Here is a 22,541-nt window from a genome sequence, read left to right on the forward strand (position 1 = left end):
TTGTAAGTATACCTCTACTCTGTATATCCTGGGAAAGGCCTTCCCTACTCCTCGCCCTCATTCTCTTGATATCGTTTATCGATATCGTCCTCATATGACAGGCAAACACTATCCTTGACGATTGAGACGCAACATACGTGTTCAATCGCATAGACAACCAAAGGTGATGTTTAAACCATCTTGCTGACAGGCTTTCGTAAACGCTGTTGTGACTTACTTGAAATCTGTAATAATTCCCATCAAACTTCGCTTTTTAAACGCACCCACTCTCACCATATCTCATCCCTGAGAGCTTGCCTTAAGCCCATGACATCATGAGAAGATTGGTTTCTTCTTTTGAGTGATCAATAAAAAAGAACAAGGCACTTCTCCCAGCCTCGTAAGGAGAGACACACCTTCTGCTTCCTCGACTTCTTGTCAGTATTAAGAAAAAAGACACCCAAGATACCGACAAAAAGAGATAATAGTTTCACAAAAAATGTTCCAATATTTCAAAGAGCGCACTGAAAGCCTATAAATTATTAGGCACGAAAATATCTTTGTATAACGACGAAACAACGATCCTTCTATATTCTCTTACAAAGGAAGCGTATGTTCCCACAACATTCACCGCCAAAAGAAAAAAATCACACCCCGAACTATGGGAAATTACCCACCTACTCCCTAGATAAGAAACTTCTCGAACATTTTGGGCCCACATTTTCTTACCATAAGGTTTTCTATGAAGCTCGCGTCCATCATTCGCAACGATACTGGCAATGATCACGCACCAACCGTGGTGTTGATCCATGGTGTTTTCGGGCGGGCCCGTAATTTGGGTGTGCTCCAGCGCGCCCTTAGCCCTTATTTCAATACCGTTGCGCTTGATCTCCGCTCACACGGAAACAGCGAACACGCGCGACTGACCTATCCGGATATGGCCAATGACGTGCTCGAAACGCTTGACCATCTCAATATCGCATCAGCAGATTTTGTTGGACATTCAATGGGGGGAAAAGTCGCTATGACCATCGCGCTCCACGCCCCTCATCGCGTGCAACAACTTCTCGTCGCCGATATTGCGCCAGCTCCGATGCATCATGGACAAAATGCGCTTGTCCAAAAACTGGATGCGCTCACGCTGCCCGCTCTTGAAACCCGGGCCGATATCCGCAGCTTCTTAAACCCTATTACCGACAACCCTGCTGTTACGGAGCTGATTGGGCAGAATATTGAGCCGGGTTCTCCTGCCCGTTGGCTCATCGGCCTGCATGAAATTGCCCAAAGCTTTCCCACAATTGAAAACTGGCCCAATACCCTGCCAAATGCGCGCTGGAGTGGCCCTACCCTCTTTATTCGTGGTGGGAACTCCCCTTACATTCAGCCCGAACATCATGGGCTGATCCATCATCTTTTCCCACGGGCGCATATCCGCACCATTCCCAATACGCACCACTGGCTTCATGCTGAAGACCCAGAGAGCTTTAACGCCATTATGCTGGATTTCTTACGTCACACAGACTAAGGCCCGCGCCATTGGGGACGGCATCACCTGACACAGTACGCGACGCGCCGCTCTGTCTTTTGCCTCACCCGTTACGCCCTGCATTTCCCACTTTTTAGGTCATTCAAGGCTCTGTTATGTATATTGCGATGAATCGTTTCCGCGTTAAACCTGACTGCTCCGAAGCTTTTGAGCAACGCTGGCAAAACCGTGAGGTATTCCTCAACACGGTTCCGGGTTTCGTCAGCTTTCAACTACTCCGTGGCCCCGAGCATGACGACCATACGCTCTACGCGTCCCATACCATCTGGGAAACGCATGATGCGTTCATTGCGTGGACACAGTCAGAACAATTTCGCCAAGCACACCGCCATGCCGGTGAGGGCCCGTCCCTTACCGTAGGCCGCCCTGTTTTTGAGGGGTTTGACGTGCTGCAAGAGCTCCATGCTTAACCATCTACAGCACCATGTGAGAGAGGGGCACACAGATGCCTCCTCTCTTTCAGAACATCCCGTTATTTTAACCGTTCAGACAAGCTCATCGCGTGAGCATCTAACCCTTCCTCCCGCGCGAGGCGAGCACCAGCCGGGCCTACTTTTTTCAACCCTTCAAGGTCTGTCTCAATCGTCGTTGTCCGTTTCAGGAAGTCATACACCGACAAGCCTGACGCAAAACGTGCCGTCCGGCTCGTGGGCAGAACATGGTTCGGCCCACCGACATAATCCCCCACCGCTTCTGGGCAGAAACGGCCCATAAAGATCGCCCCTGCGTGACGCACCTTGGCACTAAACGCACGTGGGTTTTCAACCATGACTTCAAGATGCTCTGGCGCAAAGAGATTAACAATCTCTGCCGCTTCATCGTCGTTCTGAACCGTTATGACGGCCCCGCAATCACGCCAGCTCTTCCGTGCGATCTCCGCACGCGGGAGCGTCTCTAGCTCACGTTCGACCGCAGCACTCACAGCCTCAGCAAAGGCCGGGTCTTGGGTGATCAACACAGACTGCGCCTGCTCGTCATGCTCCGCTTGTGCCAGCAGATCAATCGCTACCAGACGTGGGTCATTGGCTCCATCAGCCACCACAACGACTTCTGAAGGGCCTGCAATGCTATCAATCCCGACATGGCCAAAAACCTGCCGCTTTGCTTCAGCAACAAACGCATTACCCGGCCCAACGATACGGTCCACCGGTGCAATGCGTTGCGTGCCGAATGCCAGAGCTCCGACAGCCTGAGCCCCACCAACGCGGTAAATCTCATCAACCCCGCAAAGCTTTGCTGCCGCCATCACGAGCGGGTTAATCACACCGTCAGGCGTTGGCACACACATCGCCAAACGGCTTACCCCTGCCACACGTGCCGGAAGCGCGTTCATCAGCACAGAGGACGGATAGGCCGCTTTACCACCGGGCACATAGAGCCCCACCGCATCCAGCGACGTCCAGCGCATCCCCAAACGCAGGCCATCTTCATCGGTATAATCAATATCTTTGGGCAGCTGTGCCTCATGAAAAGAGCGGATGCGCTTGGCAGCCAAAGCAAGCGCCTCATGCGTTTCAGGCGAGACTTTCGCCGCCGCCTCATCCACTTCTGCCGCGCTTAAACGCAACTTATCAGCAGGAAGGGCGAGGCGGTCAAAGCGCTCTGTATACTCGCAAAGGGCGTCATCTCCACGCTCGCGAATATCGGCTAAAATAGCCCGCACCGGCTCCACAACAGACCCGCTTTGTTGGCCACGTTCAGCTAAAACCGCTTTAAGACTTTCCGAAAAATCAGGGGATTGTGTGTCCAGACGTCTCATGAAACTTTCTCTCCCGACTGAGCAAGCTGCGGCAAAGCCAGACGGAATTGCTCAATCAAACCATTAATCTCTTCTGGGCGCGTTTTGAGGGCAACGCGATTGACAATTAAGCGGCTTGTGACCTGGGCAATAACATCTACCTCTTCAAGCCCATTCGCCCGCAATGTTGACCCAGTATCAACCAAGTCCACGATAACATCAGCCATATCCAGCGCGGGGGCGAGTTCCATGGCCCCATGAAGATGCACAATCTCCGCATTCACCGCACGAGAGGCAAAATAGCGTCGGGCAATGGCAGGATATTTGGTGGCAACTCGCAAACGCGACCGCCCTTCCGGCATCACCTCGCCGCCCCCTTTAAGCCGGGCAACAGAAATACGGCATCCGCCAATCCCCAGATCAAGCGGTGCATAGAGGTCTGGATAATCGAACTCCATCAGGACATCCGCCCCGCACACGCCAATATCCGCTCCACCATAAGCCACAAATGTCGCGACATCGAACGAGCGCACCCGCACCACATCGAGAGAAGGCTGCGACGTCGGAAAGCGCAGACGGCGGCTGCTTTCGTCCAAACAATCCGGGGCGGGCTCAAAGCCTGTATGCTCTAAAACAGGGCGCAGCGCTTTGAGAATACGCCCTTTAGGGAGGGCAAGAATGAGCGGTGAGCTCTGCGGGTCTGTCATGAAAGGCTCCTGATCGGCACGCACGGTAAGAATCTCATTGTCCCTATCTCTACCACGTCCCAGCAGGCAGGAAAGCCCCACAAACACAGCATCACCATTAAAGCGCGTTTAATCTTTTAACAAATGGAACCTTTAAGGCAGCAAAGATTTTAAAGACGTGGCAATATCTACACGCCGCATAGTGGCAAGCCGTGCCGCTTTTAACACCGCTTCCGCCTCATCAACGGCCTTGTCTAACGTCTCATTCACCAACGCATACTCAAACTCCTCCCAATGCGACATTTCGCTCAGAGAGGCTTTCATACGTTTGGTAATTTCATCATCACTATCGGAGGCCCGACCACGCAACCGGCGCTCTAGCTCCTCAAGAGAGGGAGGCAACACAAAAAGCCCCACCACATCGTCAGGCAAAGCTTTTTTCATCAAACGATAGCCCTGCCAGTCAATGTCCAACACAATATCACGCCCTTCTGAAAGAGCCGCCTCTACCGGAGCACGTGGGGTTCCATACCCCCGACCGAACACTTCCGCCCATTCAAGCAGCTCCCCTTTTTGGGCCATCTCGCGGAATTGCTCCATCGTGCGAAAATAATAATGCTGCCCCTCTGTCTCACCAGCACGAGGCGCGCGTGTCGTGACAGAAACAGACGTAAAAAGATGCGGGTCACGCTGACGCAACGCCTGAGCAATGGTCGACTTCCCTGCTCCCGATGGCGCTGAAATGACCAAACAAACCCCACGGCGCGCTTGTTGTTGCATGACCTCATCTTCCTTCCCAATGGCCCTATGATGCGCCCTTCCTAAAGGATGACTCTTTTTCTGGCCAGAAAACATCTTCACAATGCTGTGTTTATCGCGTGACTTTTACGCTCTGCGCCCCCATAATTTTGTAATATCGGCTTTACAGCGGGGGGGTTCCTCTGCTTCCTCCAAAAGTTGGTCTAACCCTGTCATAAAGGAGACATCTCATGGCTTGGAACACACCAAAAGTGACCGAGATCCCATTGGGCGCTGAAATCAACTCTTATGTGTGCGGTGAAAAGAAGTAACTCTTCCATCACCTAAAAACAGGGAAGCGGTCTTATCCTCTTCCCTGTTTTCTTATGCCATGATCAACGCCAGAAAGGGTTCTCATGCTGGATGTCATTGTCCTTGGTGCTGGAGCGGGGGGCGGTTTCCCCCAATGGAATTCAGCAGCCCCTGCCTGTCTTAAAGCCCGTTCAGGCAACGGTGCCAAACCACGCACGCAAGCCTCGTTGGCTATTAGTGGCGACAAAGAGCATTGGTTTCTCCTCAATGCATCGCCTGACCTCCGCCAACAGATTTTGACAACCCCAGCCCTCCAGCATCACGGCTCTCCACGTGGAACGCCCGTCCAAGGCGTCATCCTCACAGGGGCAGAAATTGATACGACTGTAGGCTTGTTCACGATGCGTGAGCGTGAACCCTTCACCCTCTATGCAAGCCGTTCCTCTCTCGCCCAGCTTGACGCTAACCCGATGTTTGAAGCGTTAGACCGCGAGATTGTCACACGCTCCCCCCTTCCACTCCATCAAGCCTTTCCCCTCCCGCTCAAAAATGGCCAACCATCAGGCTTAACGCTGGAAGCATTCCCCGTCCCTGGGAAGGCGCCGCTTTACGCGGAAAAGGACGGAACAAAGGAAGATGACAGCCTCGGCCTTTCCATCAGCGACGGGCAGCGCACCCTGCTGTACATCCCCGGTTGTGCCTTCATCACGCCTGAGCTTTTAGAACGCGCTCAAGCCGCAGATCTTCTCTTTTTCGATGGCACACTCTGGGATGATGATGAAATGATCCGCGCAGGGCTCAGCCCCAAAACGGGCCATCGCATGGGCCATGTCTCTGTTGATGGAGACGACGGGCCATTGAAGCATTTTGCCGCGTGCTCAAAGCCCCGCAAAATGTTCATCCATATCAATAATTCCAACCCCATCTTGCTCGAAGACAGCCCCGAACGCCATGCCGTTGCAAAAGCGGGCTGGACTGTTGCCGAAGATGGCATGACATTTCAGCTGGAGGCCTTATGAGCACCCCACTTTCTCCCGACGCCCTAGAAGCTCGCTTACGCGAAATTGGCGCTGAGCGCTATCATCGTAACCATCCGCTCCATCAAGCGATGTATGCTGGCGAACTTACCAAAGGCCAGCTCCAAGCGTGGGCACTGAACCGCTATTATTACCAAGCACAAATCCCCATTAAGGACGCGACCCTCCTTGCACGCCTGCCAACAACAGAGCTCCGTCGTGAATGGCGCCGCCGTATTGAAGACCATGACGGCACAGAACCCGGAACAGGCGGCATTGCGCGCTGGCTTAAATTAACCGAAGGATTGGGGCTGGACACCCCCTACGTAGAGAGCCTGCGCGGCCTTCTCCCTGCCACACGCTTTGCCGTGGATGCTTACGTCGCTTATGTGCGTGATCGTTCCATTTTAGCGGCCATTGCCTCGTCTTTAACAGAGCTCTTCTCCCCCACCATTATTGGGGAGCGTATGGAAGGGATGCTGCGCAATTATTCTTTCATCTCCGAAGACACGATGGCCTATTTCGCACCACGCCTCACCCAAGCCCCTCGGGATTCGACCTTTGCACTGAACTACGTGAAAGAACACGCACGAACAGTCGAGCAACAGCAAGAGGTTATTGACGCTCTCGAGTTTAAATGCTCCGTCTTATGGACTCTTCTTGATGCTCTCGATTATGCCTATGTTGAGGGCCACACCCCACCTGGCGCCTTTATTCCAACAACACCATGAGTTCTGTCACCCTGTCCTCCGTCCCCCGTTTCACACGGGGGTATCGCCTGCAACATGACACAGTCCGTCAGCAATGGATCATCCAAGCACCTGAACGTGCCCTCATCGCAGACCCCATTGCGGCGACGATCTTACGCTATGTTGATAATACCCGTTCCGTTGACGTCATTGTGGACGCGCTCTGTCAGAGCTTTGATGCTTCACGTGAAACAATTACGCATGATGTCCTCGCCCTCCTCTCTGAGCTCGTAGAGAAAGGGATCCTTCGTCTGTGACCACGCCCATCACACCTCCTCCGATGAGCCTCCTCGCCGAGCTCACCCATCGCTGCCCACTCGCCTGTCCTTACTGTTCCAACCCTCTCGAGCTTGAGCGCAAAAACCAAGAACTCGACACGCAAACATGGAAACGGGTCTTAGATCAGGCTGCTGAGATGGGGGTCTTGCAGGTTCACTTTTCAGGCGGCGAGCCCATGGCTCGTCCTGATCTGATGGAGCTCATCACCTATGCACGTCAGCTCAATCTTTATACCAATCTCATCACCTCAGGTGTGATGATCAATGACAAGACCATGAAGGCCCTTGATGTGTCTGGTCTTGATCATATTCAACTCTCTTTCCAAGATGTGGACGTGGCTGAGGCTGACCGTCTCAGCGGGTATAAAAATGTTCAACCGCGTAAGCTCAATGCTGCTCGCCTGATTAAAGACGCTGAAATTCCATTAACGCTCAATTTTGTTCTGCAAAAAAACAATATTGACCGCATGCCAGAAATGTTCGCACTGGCCCGTCATTTAGGGGCACAACGCATTGAAATGGCCCATACGCAATATTACGGCTGGGCTCTCAAAAATCGCCTTGCGCTTCTCCCCACCCCGCAACAGCTGGAACGCGCCAATGCGTATGTTGCAGCAGAAAGCGACAAAGGCGGCCTCGCCATTGATTACGTCACACCCGATTATTACGCTGATCGCCCTAAGCCTTGCATGGGAGGATGGGGACAACGTTTCGTCAATATTTCCCCTTCCGGGCGCGTTCTCCCCTGCCATGCCGCTGAGACCATTCCAGACATGACATTCGACACGGTGAGAGAGCACTCTTTACACGATATCTGGTTTCACAGTGAGAGCTTTAACCGCTTTCGTGGAACCGACTGGATGCCAGAGCCATGCGCATCATGCGATCATAAGAAAACCGACTGGGGCGGGTGCCGCTGCCAAGCCCTCGCCCTTACTGGACGTGCCGAGGCCACTGACCCTATCTGTAGCCTCTCTTCCTTTCGGCATCTCGTCGACACGGCAATTAACGAAGCACACGCGTCACCACAGCATGACTTTCAGTACCGACGCTAACATTGTAACGGAAGAAGACCTTACGCTGTCTTCTTCCTCAAAAGTTTGGCATAGCGCCTTACTGAGAAAGACGTTTTCACCAATGGAAGATGCACAGACAGTCTGCCCCTGCTGATAGTGACATAATAATTATTGAGGCACAAATAACGCTTCAGCAGCGCTCTATATCCTGCTGCTCCACGGTAGTAGCGCCAATATAAGCTTTTCAGAGGATGCATACAGCTGACACGCCAAGGCTTACGACGCCCAGTAAAATGCAACACAGCAGGATTACGACGCGCCTCGTCATGCTCCTTCTTAGTATAAGCGTATTCTTCCCCTTCAGCACGCCCACACACATGGCTCGTTCTCTGATAAAGATAAGCGGAACTGGCGACATTCCAACGGAGAGGAAGAATGAAAATATCCTCTTTATATGCTAAATTGAGGATATCCTGATCTTGCATCGTGATATTATGCGTATTTTTATAAAAAGCTTCCGCATATAAAAATTCGAGCTTGCCATAACGTTTCTTCGCACACGCTACATCAAAGAGCAGCACGCCAGAATTAATGTAATTATTGTTAAACCCCTCTCCAAAAAGACGGCGCGATTCAATCAAACCATCTTCGTCACGTGCCCCACCCAAAACCTTACCATGAAGATCTGTATTCCAGAGCTTAGTAACGTCATCACACAGAACAACGTCTGTATCAAAATAAATAACACGCTCAACCGTTTCCGGCAGAACACTACTAATAAGAAGCCTATAATACGCATTCACGTTAATATGCTTCCTATTCATAGGGAAATATTTGACAAATGTATCCCCAATACGAACAAACTTGATCTCCAGCAATCGTCCGTAACGAGCCGTAACCTTCCTGATGACATCATCAGAAAGTCTGTCATCATGGATAACATAAAGCGTTATGTTGTCCGTGTTTCTCGTATGCCTAATAATAGAGCTAATCGTCGCACAAGCCGGTCTGTAATAATTTGCATCAAAAGACACGACGAGATTAATATGGCCTCCATAAAGAACATCCATCGGTTGATCATGATGCACCTTCTTTTCATGCAACATAATCTCTTGGGAAACTTTCTTAAAATCGAGACCAATGTCATCATCATCTGTATAAATAATCGATGCTTCTCGTATAATAAGACTTCTATCTTTTTCAGAGAGATTTTTAAGGTAAATATTCCCCAAAAACTCAGCAAGCAAACACCATAAATTCCTCTGGAAAGAACCACTTTCTGACAAATGTTCTATGTCACATATGACGGAAAACACAAAAGAGCAATAATCATGAAAAATATGGCTCTTCATGACAAATATATTCCACGGAACCATCGATGTTCCGTAAATAAACTCTAATGCATTAATATAATATTCTGGATGTTTTTCCTTTATAAGACATAAAAAGAGTTCAATATCACGCGCACTCCCTCCTTCTTCGATGAAGAAATCATAAGGAGAATAGACTCCCTCAGAAAGACTAATATCTTCTAGCGAATAACGATGAGGGATAAGCACATCACATGATTGCAAAAGGGTCGTCGCACCACGCCGAGTCCACGCATGACGGTGCACTAACCCCCCTTCTAGTCGAGCAACAGCACCGTCTTCATTCCATTTCGACGAAAGTGACAGATAACGCCTATTTTGCATCAGCCCCACATAATCGTGACGCACATTCTTCCACATCCAATAGAGGTTGGCGAGCTCTCCCCACTGCTCATACCCCCGCTCATAATGCGCCTCATCAACCTGAATGGGGACGAAAAGATCATTGCTGAGGACGGGATGGTCTCCTGAGTACCGCACATAGACCCGAGCATCAATAAGTGACATGATCTAACCCTCACCCGCACTGTTATACATCATCATAAATACCTTTTCGCTCTGCTCTTATGAGTTTCTCTTAAGATTTTCTATTGAAAACAACGTCGTAAAATCCCTATTCCGCCGCAGTATCACCTCGCCTTTTTTGATGGTTATAGCGTTGTTAAGAGAGAGAAGATATTCTCTCAAAGAAAGACGAACGCTCCTCCTCAAATGTGACCAAAAGAGCGCTTTAAGCGGGTGCATACTATTAAACTTCCACGGTTTTTGCTTTCCCGTAAAATGAATAATCTTTGGATGATTGACCGCATCTTGACGCTCTTGGTCTGAGAAGACGTTTTCTCGCCCCTCGTAATCCCCATCAGAATGAGCGCTCTTTCTATAATAAGCGGACGAAGGCACGTTCCAATTTAAAGGGAGCAGAGCGATATCATCTTTATAGGCAATATTGAGAATATCTTGATCCTGCATCGTGATATTAACGTCATTCTCATAGAATGATCGCGCATATAGGAAATCAAGATTCCCATATTTTTCGCGTGCCTGTTTAAGATCAAGAAGAAGAACTCCCGAGTTAATGTACCTATCATTCATGTGAGCGCCCCAAAGACGCCACGAGCAGACAATGCCACTTTCATCAAGAACGCCGGCAATGATATTATTGTTCAAATTAAAATTCCATAAATCAATGATATTACCACAAATAATTGTGTCAGTATCTAAGTATATTATCCTATCAATATGATGGGGAATCATATTTTGAAGTATGAGTCTATAATAAGCATTTACATTAATATGTTTTCTATTCAGAGGAAATTTATGAACAAAGTTATCCTCTACTTTTATAAAATAGAAATGAACCTCACCCTCATAAATATCTTCCATTCTATGTATAGTTGATTGAGAAAGCCCCTCATCATGAAGCACATAAAAGGTAATATCGTTCTTATTGGCCGTATGAGTGAGTATGGAGTTTATCGTCGCACAAGCAGGCTTTAAATACCGGTCATTAAACGACAGAACAATATGAACGTGCCCACCATATTCCACCTCTTTAGGGGATGCTGTCTTGATCGCCCGTGCATGCGCCGCTTGCTGAGAAAGAACCTTCCGACGGTCAAAAGAGAGATCATTGCCATCCACAAAAAGGATAGGCTGCTCTCGCAACTTTAAACTTGGCTCTACCGCTAAACGATAGATAATGTCGATATTTAAGAGGCATTCCGCCAGAAAAGTCCAATTATGACGTTGGCAGCCAATATGCCCTTCCATATCATGACGGCTCTTAAACGCTTCTAAGACGGAAAAGAGAAACGCTCCATAGGACTGAAAGAGCTCTTGTTTCATCACAAACAGATTCCAAGGCCTCATCGAGTACCCATAGAAAAACTCTAACGCATGAATGTATTTTTCTGGATAAAGCTCCTCAATGATCCTTAACAAAAGGGCGATTTCTTGCGCTGTCCCGCCCTCACGCACGTAAAGGGCATGCGGCGTTTCAACCTCTTGTAACACGGTAATCTCTTGCACATCATAAGCCCGCGGCACAACAATATCGTAGTGCTTTAAAAGGGAGCGTGCCCCCGCTAACGTCCATCCATAATGCCGAATAGAGCGCTGCGAAAACCCTTCTAAGGCGCCATCTTCTCCACCTTTGACAAGAGAGAGCAGCCGCGCTGCCCGCATCCAGCCGACATACTCATGTTGGGTGTTTTTCCACACCCAGTAGAGAGAGGTTAGCTCTCCCCACTGAGAGTAACGGTCGGATATATGGTCGCCCGTATCGTCCCCCACCATATCTGGCAGAGCCTCATCAGCCTGCTGCCGCCCCGCCTGGAGCGGCACAAACAGATCATTACCCAATACCGGGCACGCCTTCGTGTGACTGACATAGATACGAGCATCAATCACAGGCGATTTTCCTCACTTTCGGGTTAAGAACGCGCAAAACCTAGCAAATGAGGGAGAATTCTCAATAGAATCCCTCGGATTAATACCTAAATTATTGTTAGGATTTCGGCGTTTCCCGTAGGAATGACACTGTCTCCACGCAAGCAGCCGCGGCCTCCCGCCCCTTATTATGGGCATCATCGCGTGAACGCAGTACTGCTTGCTCCTCCGAATACGTCGTTAAAATACCAAATGAAATCGGTGTTTCTGCTGCCAACTGGGCCTGCATCAAACCTACCGTAGCCCCTAGCGAGATAAACTCAAAATGAGCTGTATCCCCCTTAATCACACAACCAAGACAAATAACCCCTTCATAACGCCCCGTCTGCGCTAAACGCTGCGCCATGATAGGGAGTTCAAATGCACCTGGTGCGTCGTAACAATCAACAGAGTCGATGTGATGCTCAGACAACCAAGCGAGCGCCCCTTTTTTGAGGCCACCTGTCACATCAGTATTAAAACGACTGACCACAAGCGCGATCTTAGGGGACGGAGACAAAATAAGCCCTTCTGGCGCCGTCGCAATATGCTTACTCATCGTTTAGCTCTCCTGCAAAAAATGACCCATACGGGTTCTTTTTGTTTCTAAATAATGGCGATTAAACGGATTAGATGGCACGTCCAAACGCTCCACCGCCTCAACATCAAACCCAGCGTCACGCAATCCTTGTTCTTTCCGAGGGTTGTTGGTTAACAAGCGCAGCGATGTCACCCCCAGAGCACGTAAAATGCCAGTACCAACGTCCCATTGTCGTGCATCGACAGGAAGACCAAGCGCTTCATTCGCGTCCACCGTGTCCATGCCCTGATCTTGCAGTTCATAAGCTCGGATTTTATTCACCAATCCGATGCCACGCCCTTCATGGCCACGCAAATAAACCACCACACCACTTTGCGCTTGAGATACACGGCGCAACGCTTCGCGCAATTGCGGCCCACAATCACAACGCAGAGAGCCAAGCGCATCACCCGTCACACATTCAGAGTGCAACCGCACGACAGGCGTTCCCTGCGTCGGATCTCCTTTGACAAGCGCTAGATGCTCTACACCATCAGCAGAACGAAAGGCATGAACTTTGAGATCAGCCCCACCGCAGACACTTGGTAAATTCGCGACAGCCAGTGCAGCATGCTCAGAGAGTTCTTCCTGAGGTAATACCGCCTCAACCTCTCCCACATCACCACGACCATGCAGAGCAATCCATGACCGCATCTCTGCAATACTGATCAACGGCAGCCCATGACGCTTGGCATACTGACGCAAGGCTGTCAGGCGCATCATCGTGCCATCTTCAGCCATAATTTCGCAGATAACGCCCGCTGGAAGCAGCCCAGCAAGGCGCATCAAATCGACAGCTCCCTCTGTATGGCCTTCCCGCGCCATCACCCCATGAGGGTTGGCACGAAGAGGGAACATATGCCCTGGTGAGACAATCTCGCCCGGTTGCACGTCAGGGTTTGCTGCAACCCGCACCGTCCGCGCACGATCTGCGGCCGAAATCCCGGTCGTAACACCCGTTGCGGCCTCAATAGACGCTGTAAAGGCCGTCCCGCGCGGATCTTTATTGTGCTCAACCATTGGCGGCAATCCGAGACGGTCAATTTGCTCGCCTTCCAACGACAAGCAGATAAGCCCGCACGCCTGACGGGCCATAAACGTCATCGCTTCAGCCGTCGCAAACTGCGCAGGAAGGATTAAATCACCTTCATTTTCCCGGTCTTCATCATCAACCATCACCACCATACGCCCCGCACGCACGGCGGCAATAGCTGCTTTTAGAGAAGGAGAAAGCTGTTTCATTATCCCTCTCCCCCAAGGCGACGCACGGCATCCTCTGGAGAGAACCGCAACAGATTCTCCACATATTTAGCCATCATATCGACCTCAACATTCAGAGCATCCCCCACTGACAATGTCGAAAGATCTGTATGCGTCCATGTATGCGGAATAATCATCAGACCGATCTCAAAACCCTGCACACCCTCATGCGACTGCCCATCATGAAGGTGATTCACCGTGAGGCTAATCCCATCTAACGTGATGGACCCTTTTTCCACCACATAACGCCGTAGCTCTTGTGGAATAAACATATGAAGCTTGTAGGACTCACCTGCTTTTTCCACCGACGTTAACACGGCGATCGTATCCACATGGCCTTGCACAATATGACCCGATAGACGCGTATTAAGCGATACAGCCCGTTCTAAATTAACGGACGCTCCTTTTTTGAGGCGCCCTAGCGCTGTCCGTGCAAGCGTTTCGCCACTCAGATGGAAATTTACACGACCCTTGTCATTAAACTGGGTCGCTGTCAGGCAGACTCCGTTAACAGCGATGCTCTCACCCTCTGTCAAATCTGTAAAATGACTATCAATCTGCAAATCCATCGCCTGCTCACGGACTGTCGCCTCGCAGACCTGTCCAACCTGTTCAATAATGCCTGAAAACATCTTACTTTCCCCCAATATGCAACAAAGAGAGCGGGCTCATATCTTTCTGTGAACCATCACGCATCTGCCATGACAGCCGATCATCATGGTCATTTGCCTGCTGATGAATAGTCAGCCAGTCATCCCACAAGTTCGCCTCTTTGATAGAACGCAACACGCTTGGCCCTGCCTCAATAAGCGCCCAATTCGCCCCATAATCGCGTAAGGCTACCAACATAGCCTCAAGCGATGAACAAACTCGCACGTCAAAGCCATCACGCTCTCGCGCCTTGCGCCATTCTTCTGGCAAACGCCCTTGCTGGCCCAGCACAATCAACAACCGTTTGTGACGATGCGCATGATCAGGCAGGTGACGCACTGTAAAAGACGGGTCGTCCGCTAAAACAGTGCCAATGCCGGTGATAACCGCATCAGTCGCACGGCGTATGTGATGTGCAAAAAGCAGAGATTGAGGCGATGTGAACGTTTTTGTCCCTTTAGGAGGGATCATACTGCCCGAATGATCCAGCGCCTGCTTAACGGTCAACCAGGGCCGATCCTTGGTCACCCGACAGGAAAAAGGAGCAAGTAAAGCGCGACATTGTTGCGCAATCTCTCGGTAGGCGGGCTTATCGTCTAGAAAGACGACCCTTTTTGCCCCTTCCCCTTGCGCTAACGACGCACCGCCACCGGCAGCAACAGGGTTGGGGTCTCGCGCGCCAATCCACACAGCCTGTACAGGGCTCTGCCGCAAACGCTCACTACATGGGGGGGTGCGCCCATGATGGGCACAGGGTTCTAACGTCACGAGAGCCGTATGGGCACGCTCTAACGTGCCTTCTTGATACGCTTGCTCTAACGCCATGACTTCCGCATGTGGCTGACCAGCGGCTTCATGCACACCAACGCTGAGCACACGGCCCTCTTGGTCAAGTAACACACAGCCAACGGAAGGGTTAGGCGCAGTCGCGCCTAATGTAGGAATCGTCTTTTTAAGTGCCAACTCAAAGCCTGCTCGTATGGCTTCAGTCTGATCCTGGCACTGTGCCTGCTGAGACACGGTCATGATCTCTGTCCCTATCTTTAGGGACGTCCGCGGCGACGGTACGCCTTCCTCCCCTATAAATGTCAGCACGAGCTGAGGACACACCCCAACACGACCAACCTCCACAGGTCGGAGAGCGTTCTCTCTCATCCGGACTATCACCGTCGGCTCTGGAATCACACCAGATCTGCTTGTCCTCTCTAGCTAAACCAGAGAGCGCTCGCGGGCTTAAGCAATACATACTGCTCTCACCGCCGGTAGGGATTTTCACCCTGCCCCGAGAACGTCTAAGTTTCGTCTCCCCTCTATATGGTTAAAAGCCTCCAAAAGAGCAAGGGCGCCTCCCTCTGGAAGGCGCCCTTGGCCGAGAAAACTTTTAACGAGAGAAAACTCGCCTAAACTTTCTTATAGGCCACCCAAAGCCTTCCCAACGGCACCGGCAGCAGCACCCTGTGCTCTCTGTTTAGCTTGGTCAACTTGACCCTGTGCCTGGTTCTTCAGGGAATCAACCTGATTCTGCCCCTGAGACTTCCAGTTGTTCAGCTGGCTCTGTGCTTTCTGACGCACATCGTCTGGTGCGTTCTGGATCTTATCCTTCAGCTGGCTCAGCTTCTCTTTCTTAGCGTTCAGCTTCTCTTTCTCTGCATCAATTTTGGATTGCACAGAATTGATACGCTTTTTCAGCTTAGCGCGCTGCTTCTCGGAAGCATTTTCATACTTCGCTTTCAGAGCATCCAGCGTCTTTTCATGGCTCTGCTCAAGATTAGTCAGATTATTATACTGGCTTTGAAGCTTGTTGCTTGCAGAAGCAATTGATGAAAAAACACCATTATCATCAGCATGAGCCTGTGGAAGCACAGCTAAAGATGACGCAAGAATTGACGCAGAAAAAAGAGCACGAATGTTCATGACATTCTCCTCGTTAGAAAAACACAAAACGGCAGCACAGATATTAAGACTAGAGCTTAACCGTTCCCTTCAGCAATAGCACGAAGACGGTGCGGCGCTAATAACGTTACTGCCGTTACCCCCTGTACCGTAATCAGTTTTTCTTTCTTGAAAACCCCCAAGGTGCGACTCACCGTCTCAATTGTCATGCCAAGATAATCAGCAATATCTGTCCTGGACATTAACAGCTTGATTTTAATCGGTTTTTCTTCCTTTTCCAATAAGTCAGGTGCCGCACAACAAGGAGGAAGGCTTTGCTCAATCAAGAAAGTTGCAAGACGTTCACGTGCTGTCTTGCGCCCTAATAAAACCAACCTGCGTTGCATAATAGTTAATTCACGCGATGCTTCATCACGCAAACGGTGCTCTAAATGCGGAAAACGCTGTGTAAGACGGTCAATCCCCGAATGAGAAAAACGACAAAGTGTCACGTCACAGATCGCTTCAGCGCTAAAAGCGTAGCTATCCACGGCCGCAAGCCCAAGAAAGTCACCACATTCTGCAAAGCCTGCAATTTGCCTCCGACCATCAGGTAGGAGGTTAAAAAGTTTTACGCGCCCTTCTGTTAAAACATAAAACTCATGCGCCGGCGTGCCTTCTTCAATAAAAGCGCGCCCCTTTGCAACCTGCACCCGTGCAGACTCCGCCACCAAAATCGGCAGTTCATCATCGTCAATCACATTACAAATGCTGTGCGATCGGCCAGGACAGTGGGCGCATCGCTCACGTACTGCATCACTGGTAATGGATGTCACCATGCCTGTTCCCTATAATAATTTATCCCCTTCTAACGGGAGTGGTCGCTGGTGCAAAAATAACACAACCGATAACTGTTATCGGTTTTTATATCATTTTTGATCTAGATCAAGGAACTTAAAAAAGCTTAATGCTCTTTGCATCACATCGTCTGGTTTCATCAAGATATTATCGCACTTAGGGTCAGGACATCACCGCGCTATGAAACGCTCACTCTTTAGAACGGCTTGCGCCGCTTTCGGACTGCTTGCCTCTTCCTCTCTTGCTTTGGCTAACGCCCCTCAAGCGACAAGTGCCACAGCCGCCACAACCAGCCCTATGCAAGCCGCTCCGGATGTGAACCTTCATGTTCAGGCTCCTAAAACGCGCTATCCTGCAAACTGCCTCTTCGCAAACTGCCCAGGCACAAAGGTTGGTCTCGGTAAGGGCGATTTCATTGTCCGCCTTTCTGCGATGGGTCTGATTACCAACAATACCCATTCATCTGTGAACCTTCGCAATGCCCCAGCCCCCCTCAATGGGCGCCAAGGGCACTTAAATGCAACGAACCAAGCGGCTCCTGAATTCACCTTTGAATATTTCTTCACTGACCATATCTCCCTTGACGCCATCGCTGCTTCCACACGTCATGAAGCCAAGGCTGTCGGCACCAAAGCTGGCAATGTCGATGTTGGTAGCTTCTGGGTGCTGCCACCAACGCTAACACTGGCTTGGCATTTCCGCCCACATAAACGCTTTAATCCTTATGCCGGTATCGGGATTACGGTGGCCTTCTTCCACAATACGAGCGCTGCCCACAATAATCTTGGCTTGGGAAACAACACATTTAACAAGCTGAAGCTTAACCCAACGGTTGGGCCAAGCTTCAACCTCGGATTTGACTATCAGGTTGTTGGCAATTGGTTCTTCAACTTCGATATCAAACAGATTGTCCTGCTTGATACACCCATCCACATCAACCATCACAACTCTGGTGCTGTTGGTCGCGTACATGCACATGATAGCATCAACCCAACGGTTGTGGCTGCAGGTATCGGCTACCGCTTCTAAGGTCTTGGGAATACCCGCAGACCATAAAAGGCAGACTCTCTGACAAGAGTCTGCCTTTTTATTATTTAAACAAATTGTCATGTTACTCCTCATTATCTCTAGCAAACATGACAAATGTTTCAGTTATGGAACCGTGACATAATATCCATATCATGGCAGAAGAATGCGTCTTTCTGATCACAGAAGCAGGAACCATGACATGCGCGCATCGCGTTCACTTATCACTCTGATCGTGCTGTTTCTGCTGATCGTTCTCGGCGGTTGGCAATTCTGGCGTTTCACTCACCACCCGCATGAAGTCTCGCCTGAAGCCCCCATGGTCACACAAGATGGTGACACGCTTCGTGTGAGAGTCGGCAGCCCCCTTCATAAACGCTTAATCATCGAGCCTGTCACGCTTTCCGCCTCACCGCATCATATTGAGCTACCTGCCCAAGTCATTGCCGTCCCCGGACGAAGTATTAATATTTATACACCTGTCTCTGGCCGGGTCGCCGATATTCATGTGCAGCCAGGGCAGACTGTTCAAAAAGGCGATGTCCTCGCTGTGCTTTATTCTGGAGACCTCGCGCAGGCATGGTCAGACCAGCGCAAAGCTCAAGCAACCCTGGCCCTAACGCGCAAAGCCTATCGTCGTGCAACGGCTGTCTTGTCCGCTGGGGGCAATGCTGTAAAAGACATGCAGTCTGCTCAAAATGACCTCGAGCAAGCACAAGCAGAAGCCCATCGTGCGCAAGAACGCCTTCAGGCTCTTGGGGCCAGCAGTGCAGAAGGGTACCAACCCATTATTGCCCCCTTTACAGGCACGATCGGTACCGTTTCCATTGGTGTTGGGCAAAATGTGACTGATCCAACATCAGCACTGATGACCCTTGTTGATACACAAGATGTGTGGATTTCTGCCAGCGTGCCTGAAAGCATGTTGTCAGAACTTCGCCCAACCATGACATTGAGCGCACCTTTTGACGGACAAACATGCTCGGGCCCTATCACAACACGTGACCCAACCTTACGCACAGACACGCGACGTTTGAACCTGTACCTGCGCTGTTCAAACGCACAAGGGATGTTACGCCCTGGTCAATTCACGACAGCGTCTCTCAGTATTCCAAGTCAGACGTATCTACAAATCCCCAAAACAGCACTTCTCATGAATAATGATGAAGTTTCTGTCTTTGTTGAAACCGCGGCCAATGTCTATCGACGCCGTACGGTTGGTATCCGTTACGATGAAGGGGATAATGTCAGCGTTCTCTCTGGTTTAAGTAACCATGACCGCATTATCACCCATGGCGCTATCTTACTAAACGACAACTAAGCCGGGAGAACGGCCCATGCATATTGAACGCTTTATCTCCTGGTGTTTTGAACGTCGGAAAGCTGTTTTCTTCTTCTCCCTCTTCCTCGCGATCGCCGGTGCTGTCGCGTGGAAGCAAATTCCTGTTGAGGCTTATCCTGACATTGGCCCAACCAGCGTGCTGGTCACCACGCAAATGCCCGGCCTTGCCGCCGAAGAGATGGAAAAACAGGTCACAACACCCGTTGAACGCGGCCTTGCAAGCGTCCCCGGTGTAGAAGAAAGCCGTTCAAGCAGCACATTTGGCCTCTCCCTCGTCACGCTTATTTTCCGTGAAGGAACGGACATCTACCTAGCTCGTGAGCAAGTGCAAACACAGCTTGCCAGCCTCCAGCTCACCAATGGCGCGCAACCTTCTCTTGGCCCCATTTCCGGCCCCAGTGGCGAGATCTATCGCTATACGTTGGAGTCTGACGACCAAAACCTCATGGCGCTGTCAGATGTCCAACGCTGGACGGTGATCCCAACACTTCAGCGTATCCCTGGCATTGTAAATATTGACAATTTCGGTGGTTTCACACGCGAATACCAGCTCATTCTCAACCCAAACGCTCTTATTCGCTACAGCATCGCTTTAAGCGATATTATGAATGCGATCCGCAATAGCAATGTAAATGCAGGTGGAGGACGCGTCACCCGAGGAGAGCAATCATACATTGTTCGTGGTATCGGCCAGATCCATTCTCTTGCCGATCTGAGCGACATTGTTGTCGCTCATCATGATGGTATTCCTGTTTTTGTGCATGATCTCGGCCATGTTGAGTTTGGCCATCAAGTCCGTGAAGGGATGCTCGGCAAGAACGGCAACCCCGATACGATTGAAGGTGTTGTCACCATGCTACGCGGGGAAAATCCCTCCCTCGTTTTGGATAATCTGCACAAAACAATCGACAAACTCCAAAAACAGCTCGCCCCGATGCATATGCGCATCGTCCCTTATATTGACCGCGATAATCTGGTTCAGAACACCACCGCTAAAGTTGGGGAAACGATTACGGAAGGGATTATTCTTGTCCTCGTCATCCTTTCCTTCTTTCTCGGTTCCCTCCGAAGCGCCGCTATTACCGCCGTCACCATTCCTTTTGCGCTCGCTTTCGCGTTTATCCTCATGCGCTCTTGTGGCATGGCCGCCAATCTTTTCTCCCTCGGTGCAGTGGATTTTGGCGTGATCGTTGATGGGGCTATTGTGGTAACGGAGGTTATCCTTCGTATTCGTGAAGAACACGCCACAGAACCGCTTGATTCTAAGACTGTGCTTGATGTGACCCGCCGTGCAGGACGGGCCATTTTTGCGTCTACCCTCATTATTATTGTTGCCTACAGCCCACTTTTTGCCTTTTCAGGCAGTGAGGGAAAAATCTTCCGCCCTATGGCCTATACGGTGAGCTTTGCTCTCCTAGGGGCCTTGCTATGCGCGCTCTCCCTTACCCCAACACTCACCTTCCTAGCGCTTCGTAAGCCCCATAAAACATGGCATAATCGCCCACTTGAATGGCTCCATCACCGTTATGACGCAGCCCTACAAACGGCCCTGCGTCATTCTTATGCCGTTTTCTCCGTCGCTGGTATTGCTTTAGTGCTCGTCATTATTCTTGGCGTGAGCACTGGGCGGGAGTTTTTGCCCCCTCTGGATGAAGGGGCGTTATGGCTGCAAGTGCAAATGCCAACTGGCATTTCTCTTGAAAAAGGGCAGGAAATCGCCGCCGAAGTACGCCATGCTGTCCGCGAATTTCCTGAAACATCCTACGCTATTACCCAACTGGGTCGCTCTGATGATGGGACTGATCCATGGACGCCGTCTCATATGGAAGTTCCTGTCGGGCTTATCCCTTATGACAAATGGCCTGACCGAGAGAGTAAGGCAGAATTTGTCACGCGTCTTCGTGCGCGTTTGTCCAAGGTTCCCGGTATTAGCTTTTCGATCAGCCAGCCAATGGAAGATAATATCAGTGACCTCATGGGCGGCGCTCATAGTCCTCTGGTCATGCGTATTTATGGTGATGATTTTAACGAGTTGCGCCGTATTGGGCAGCATGTCGTCAAAACCCTCTGGCAAGTGCCGGGTACGGTTCAAGCCGCCATCTTCCAAGAACCGCCCATTCCGCAAATCGCCATTACGGCTAACCGCCGTCAGGCTGCACGATACGGCCTCAATGTGTCCGATGTCTCCGATGTTATTAATAATGCTATTGGCGATGGGCCGTTAACGACGGTGATTGAAGGCGATCGTTTTTACAATGCGACCCTTCATGTTGATACGCCTCATCGCTCAAACCTTGAGATGATTAAGCAGCTTCCACTCGCTACATCAGACGGCGCAGTGGTGACCCTTGGTGATGTTGCTTCCATCAAGCTTCATATGGGGGAGAGCAACATCGCTCATGAAATGAACGAACGAGAAATCACCCTCCAAGTTGATAATGGCAGCCGCCCCATGTCCCAATATCTCGCAGACGCTCAAGCGCGGATTGACCGGGATGTCTCTTTTGACCATCAGCATTATCGTTTGGAATGGGCTGGCTCTTTCCAACAAGCGCAAGAAGCACAAAAGCGCCTCATTATCGCCTTGAGCATTATGTTCGCCGTCATGCTCGGCCTCCTCTATGCAGAGTTTAAGAAAATCCGCCAAGCTGTGCTTATTCTCAGCATTGTGCCGCTGGCGACCTTAGGCGGGCTGATTGCCCTGCATCTGCGCCAAGAAACGCTCAATATCGCAACAGCGGTCGGATTTATCGCCCTCTTTGGTGTGGCGATCCAAAACGGGATTATCATGGTCTCCAGCATTAACCGCCACCGCGAAGAAGGGCACGATATTCGCACCGCAACGCGCATAGGAGCAACCGAGCGTTTCCGCCCCGTGCTGATGACAGCTACAGTGGCGAGCGTCGGGATGCTTCCCGCTGCCGTCGCAACGGGTGTTGGCACTGACGTTCAGCGCGGGCTCGCCACTGTTGTGGTCGGTGGGTTGGGCATTGCAACCTTGCTGACTCTTTTCATTCTTCCCGTCAGCTTCTGCCATTTAGAAGAATATGTTGCTCGTCGCACCAAAACCGCTGCTCAAAGCGAGGGAGAAGAATAA

General features: G+C 50.6%; 21 protein-coding genes and 1 riboswitch. Of the genes, 10 read left to right on the plus strand and 11 right to left on the minus strand.

The window, feature by feature from the left end:
* Positions 1-721 precede the first annotated feature (721 nt).
* Positions 722-1,504: an alpha/beta fold hydrolase gene (locus tag F457_RS0103840; RefSeq protein WP_018979817.1), complete on the plus strand. Its 783-nt coding sequence runs from the start codon at positions 722-724 to the stop codon at positions 1,502-1,504.
* A 116-nt stretch (positions 1,505-1,620) separates the two neighbouring features.
* Positions 1,621-1,935 carry an antibiotic biosynthesis monooxygenase family protein gene (locus F457_RS0103845; protein WP_018979818.1) on the plus strand — a complete coding sequence of 105 codons (315 nt, stop codon included), beginning with the start codon at positions 1,621-1,623 and terminating at the stop codon, positions 1,933-1,935.
* A gap of 62 nt (positions 1,936-1,997) precedes the next feature.
* On the opposite strand, the gene hisD is transcribed toward F457_RS0103845, so the two are convergent.
* From hisD to gmk, 3 genes are all read right to left on the minus strand, one after another.
* On the minus strand, positions 1,998-3,284 hold the full coding sequence (gene hisD / locus F457_RS0103850) for a histidinol dehydrogenase (RefSeq protein WP_018979819.1): 1,287 nt from the start codon (positions 3,282-3,284) through the stop codon (positions 1,998-2,000).
* Positions 3,281-3,970, minus strand: coding sequence for an ATP phosphoribosyltransferase (gene hisG, locus F457_RS12105; RefSeq protein WP_018979820.1), 690 nt, complete (start codon positions 3,968-3,970; stop codon positions 3,281-3,283). Before hisG ends, hisD begins: the two co-directional genes overlap by 4 nt.
* 132 nt (positions 3,971-4,102) lie before the next feature.
* Positions 4,103-4,729, minus strand: coding sequence for a guanylate kinase (gmk, locus tag F457_RS0103860; protein WP_018979821.1), 627 nt, complete (start codon positions 4,727-4,729; stop codon positions 4,103-4,105).
* Positions 4,730-4,938: 209 nt separating this feature from the next.
* Between gmk and pqqA the strand changes: the two genes are divergently transcribed.
* The 5 genes from pqqA to pqqE all read left to right on the plus strand — a co-directional run bounded on the left by pqqA (position 4,939) and on the right by pqqE (position 8,097).
* Entirely contained in the window at positions 4,939-5,019 is an 81-nt protein-coding gene (gene pqqA, locus F457_RS13520; RefSeq protein ID WP_010502998.1) for a pyrroloquinoline quinone precursor peptide PqqA, read from the plus strand.
* Positions 5,020-5,103: 84 nt separating this feature from the next.
* Positions 5,104-6,018: a pyrroloquinoline quinone biosynthesis protein PqqB gene (gene pqqB, locus F457_RS0103865; protein WP_018979822.1), complete on the plus strand. Its 915-nt coding sequence runs from the start codon at positions 5,104-5,106 to the stop codon at positions 6,016-6,018.
* Positions 6,015-6,746 (plus strand): pyrroloquinoline-quinone synthase PqqC, encoded by a 732-nt coding sequence (gene pqqC, locus F457_RS0103870; RefSeq protein WP_018979823.1) that lies wholly within the window; start codon positions 6,015-6,017, stop codon positions 6,744-6,746. Before pqqB ends, pqqC begins: the two co-directional genes overlap by 4 nt.
* The gene (gene pqqD, locus F457_RS0103875; RefSeq protein ID WP_018979824.1) at positions 6,743-7,021 is read left to right on the plus strand and encodes a pyrroloquinoline quinone biosynthesis peptide chaperone PqqD; all 279 of its coding nucleotides are present in this window, start codon (positions 6,743-6,745) and stop codon (positions 7,019-7,021) included. Before pqqC ends, pqqD begins: the two co-directional genes overlap by 4 nt.
* Before the next feature lie 23 nt (positions 7,022-7,044).
* Positions 7,045-8,097 carry a pyrroloquinoline quinone biosynthesis protein PqqE gene (pqqE, locus tag F457_RS0103880; RefSeq protein WP_040920799.1) on the plus strand — a complete coding sequence of 351 codons (1,053 nt, stop codon included), beginning with the start codon at positions 7,045-7,047 and terminating at the stop codon, positions 8,095-8,097.
* Between the two features lie 20 nt (positions 8,098-8,117).
* On the opposite strand, the gene F457_RS0103885 is transcribed toward pqqE, so the two are convergent.
* The 8 genes from F457_RS0103885 to F457_RS0103920 form a co-directional block, all read right to left on the minus strand.
* On the minus strand, positions 8,118-9,935 hold the full coding sequence (locus tag F457_RS0103885) for a glycosyltransferase (protein WP_018979826.1): 1,818 nt from the start codon (positions 9,933-9,935) through the stop codon (positions 8,118-8,120).
* A 57-nt stretch (positions 9,936-9,992) separates the two neighbouring features.
* Positions 9,993-11,837, minus strand: a complete 1,845-nt coding sequence (locus tag F457_RS0103890; protein WP_018979827.1) for a DUF4422 domain-containing protein — start codon at positions 11,835-11,837, stop codon at positions 9,993-9,995.
* 97 nt (positions 11,838-11,934) lie between these two features.
* Positions 11,935-12,414 (minus strand): 6,7-dimethyl-8-ribityllumazine synthase, encoded by a 480-nt coding sequence (gene ribH, locus F457_RS0103895; protein WP_018979828.1) that lies wholly within the window; start codon positions 12,412-12,414, stop codon positions 11,935-11,937.
* Between the two features lie 3 nt (positions 12,415-12,417).
* On the minus strand, positions 12,418-13,677 hold the full coding sequence (locus F457_RS0103900) for a bifunctional 3,4-dihydroxy-2-butanone-4-phosphate synthase/GTP cyclohydrolase II (RefSeq protein ID WP_018979829.1): 1,260 nt from the start codon (positions 13,675-13,677) through the stop codon (positions 12,418-12,420).
* Positions 13,677-14,327, minus strand: a complete 651-nt coding sequence (locus tag F457_RS0103905) for a riboflavin synthase (protein ID WP_018979830.1) — start codon at positions 14,325-14,327, stop codon at positions 13,677-13,679. The genes F457_RS0103900 and F457_RS0103905 overlap by 1 nt, the downstream gene beginning before the upstream one ends.
* A 1-nt stretch (position 14,328) precedes the next feature.
* Complete coding sequence (gene ribD / locus F457_RS0103910) at positions 14,329-15,372, minus strand: bifunctional diaminohydroxyphosphoribosylaminopyrimidine deaminase/5-amino-6-(5-phosphoribosylamino)uracil reductase RibD (protein WP_018979831.1); 1,044 nt, start codon at positions 15,370-15,372, stop codon at positions 14,329-14,331.
* A 113-nt stretch (positions 15,373-15,485) separates the two neighbouring features.
* Positions 15,486-15,640, minus strand: a riboswitch (FMN riboswitch).
* Positions 15,641-15,756: 116 nt separating this feature from the next.
* On the minus strand, positions 15,757-16,260 hold the full coding sequence (locus tag F457_RS0103915) for an Atg14 domain-containing protein (protein ID WP_018979832.1): 504 nt from the start codon (positions 16,258-16,260) through the stop codon (positions 15,757-15,759).
* Between the two features lie 56 nt (positions 16,261-16,316).
* Positions 16,317-16,931, minus strand: coding sequence for a Crp/Fnr family transcriptional regulator (locus F457_RS0103920; protein ID WP_026294169.1), 615 nt, complete (start codon positions 16,929-16,931; stop codon positions 16,317-16,319).
* A gap of 325 nt (positions 16,932-17,256) precedes the next feature.
* Between F457_RS0103920 and F457_RS0103925 the strand changes: the two genes are divergently transcribed.
* The 3 genes from F457_RS0103925 (at position 17,257) to F457_RS0103935 (ending at position 22,541) form a co-directional block, all read left to right on the plus strand.
* Positions 17,257-18,105 carry an OmpW/AlkL family protein gene (locus F457_RS0103925; protein WP_018979834.1) on the plus strand — a complete coding sequence of 283 codons (849 nt, stop codon included), beginning with the start codon at positions 17,257-17,259 and terminating at the stop codon, positions 18,103-18,105.
* A gap of 199 nt (positions 18,106-18,304) precedes the next feature.
* Positions 18,305-19,423 (plus strand): efflux RND transporter periplasmic adaptor subunit, encoded by a 1,119-nt coding sequence (locus F457_RS0103930; protein WP_018979835.1) that lies wholly within the window; start codon positions 18,305-18,307, stop codon positions 19,421-19,423.
* Between the two features lie 16 nt (positions 19,424-19,439).
* The gene (locus tag F457_RS0103935; RefSeq protein WP_018979836.1) at positions 19,440-22,541 is read left to right on the plus strand and encodes an efflux RND transporter permease subunit; all 3,102 of its coding nucleotides are present in this window, start codon (positions 19,440-19,442) and stop codon (positions 22,539-22,541) included.

The sequence above is a fragment of the Saccharibacter floricola DSM 15669 genome, from assembly GCF_000378165.1.
Lineage (GTDB): Bacteria > Pseudomonadota > Alphaproteobacteria > Acetobacterales > Acetobacteraceae > Saccharibacter > Saccharibacter floricola.

What these genes read in the sequence shown, in the direction of transcription:
- F457_RS0103885 (WP_018979826.1), bottom strand. Translation starts at nt 9,935, where the DNA reads ATGTCACTTATTGATGCTCGGGTCTATGTGCGGTACTCAGGAGACCAT.
- F457_RS0103915 (WP_018979832.1), bottom strand. Translation starts at nt 16,260, where the DNA reads ATGAACATTCGTGCTCTTTTTTCTGCGTCAATTCTTGCGTCATCTTTA.
- pqqA (WP_010502998.1), top strand. Translation starts at nt 4,939, where the DNA reads ATGGCTTGGAACACACCAAAAGTGACCGAGATCCCATTGGGCGCTGAA.
- pqqC (WP_018979823.1), top strand. Translation starts at nt 6,015, where the DNA reads ATGAGCACCCCACTTTCTCCCGACGCCCTAGAAGCTCGCTTACGCGAA.
- ribH (WP_018979828.1), bottom strand. Translation starts at nt 12,414, where the DNA reads ATGAGTAAGCATATTGCGACGGCGCCAGAAGGGCTTATTTTGTCTCCG.
- ribD (WP_018979831.1), bottom strand. Translation starts at nt 15,372, where the DNA reads ATGACCGTGTCTCAGCAGGCACAGTGCCAGGATCAGACTGAAGCCATA.
- pqqE (WP_040920799.1), top strand. Translation starts at nt 7,045, where the DNA reads ATGAGCCTCCTCGCCGAGCTCACCCATCGCTGCCCACTCGCCTGTCCT.
- pqqB (WP_018979822.1), top strand. Translation starts at nt 5,104, where the DNA reads ATGCTGGATGTCATTGTCCTTGGTGCTGGAGCGGGGGGCGGTTTCCCC.
- F457_RS0103935 (WP_018979836.1), top strand. Translation starts at nt 19,440, where the DNA reads ATGCATATTGAACGCTTTATCTCCTGGTGTTTTGAACGTCGGAAAGCT.
- F457_RS0103925 (WP_018979834.1), top strand. Translation starts at nt 17,257, where the DNA reads ATGAAACGCTCACTCTTTAGAACGGCTTGCGCCGCTTTCGGACTGCTT.
- gmk (WP_018979821.1), bottom strand. Translation starts at nt 4,729, where the DNA reads ATGCAACAACAAGCGCGCCGTGGGGTTTGTTTGGTCATTTCAGCGCCA.
- F457_RS0103905 (WP_018979830.1), bottom strand. Translation starts at nt 14,327, where the DNA reads ATGTTTTCAGGCATTATTGAACAGGTTGGACAGGTCTGCGAGGCGACA.
- pqqD (WP_018979824.1), top strand. Translation starts at nt 6,743, where the DNA reads ATGAGTTCTGTCACCCTGTCCTCCGTCCCCCGTTTCACACGGGGGTAT.
- F457_RS0103930 (WP_018979835.1), top strand. Translation starts at nt 18,305, where the DNA reads ATGCGCGCATCGCGTTCACTTATCACTCTGATCGTGCTGTTTCTGCTG.
- F457_RS0103845 (WP_018979818.1), top strand. Translation starts at nt 1,621, where the DNA reads ATGTATATTGCGATGAATCGTTTCCGCGTTAAACCTGACTGCTCCGAA.
- F457_RS0103900 (WP_018979829.1), bottom strand. Translation starts at nt 13,677, where the DNA reads ATGAAACAGCTTTCTCCTTCTCTAAAAGCAGCTATTGCCGCCGTGCGT.
- hisD (WP_018979819.1), bottom strand. Translation starts at nt 3,284, where the DNA reads ATGAGACGTCTGGACACACAATCCCCTGATTTTTCGGAAAGTCTTAAA.
- F457_RS0103840 (WP_018979817.1), top strand. Translation starts at nt 722, where the DNA reads ATGAAGCTCGCGTCCATCATTCGCAACGATACTGGCAATGATCACGCA.
- hisG (WP_018979820.1), bottom strand. Translation starts at nt 3,970, where the DNA reads ATGACAGACCCGCAGAGCTCACCGCTCATTCTTGCCCTCCCTAAAGGG.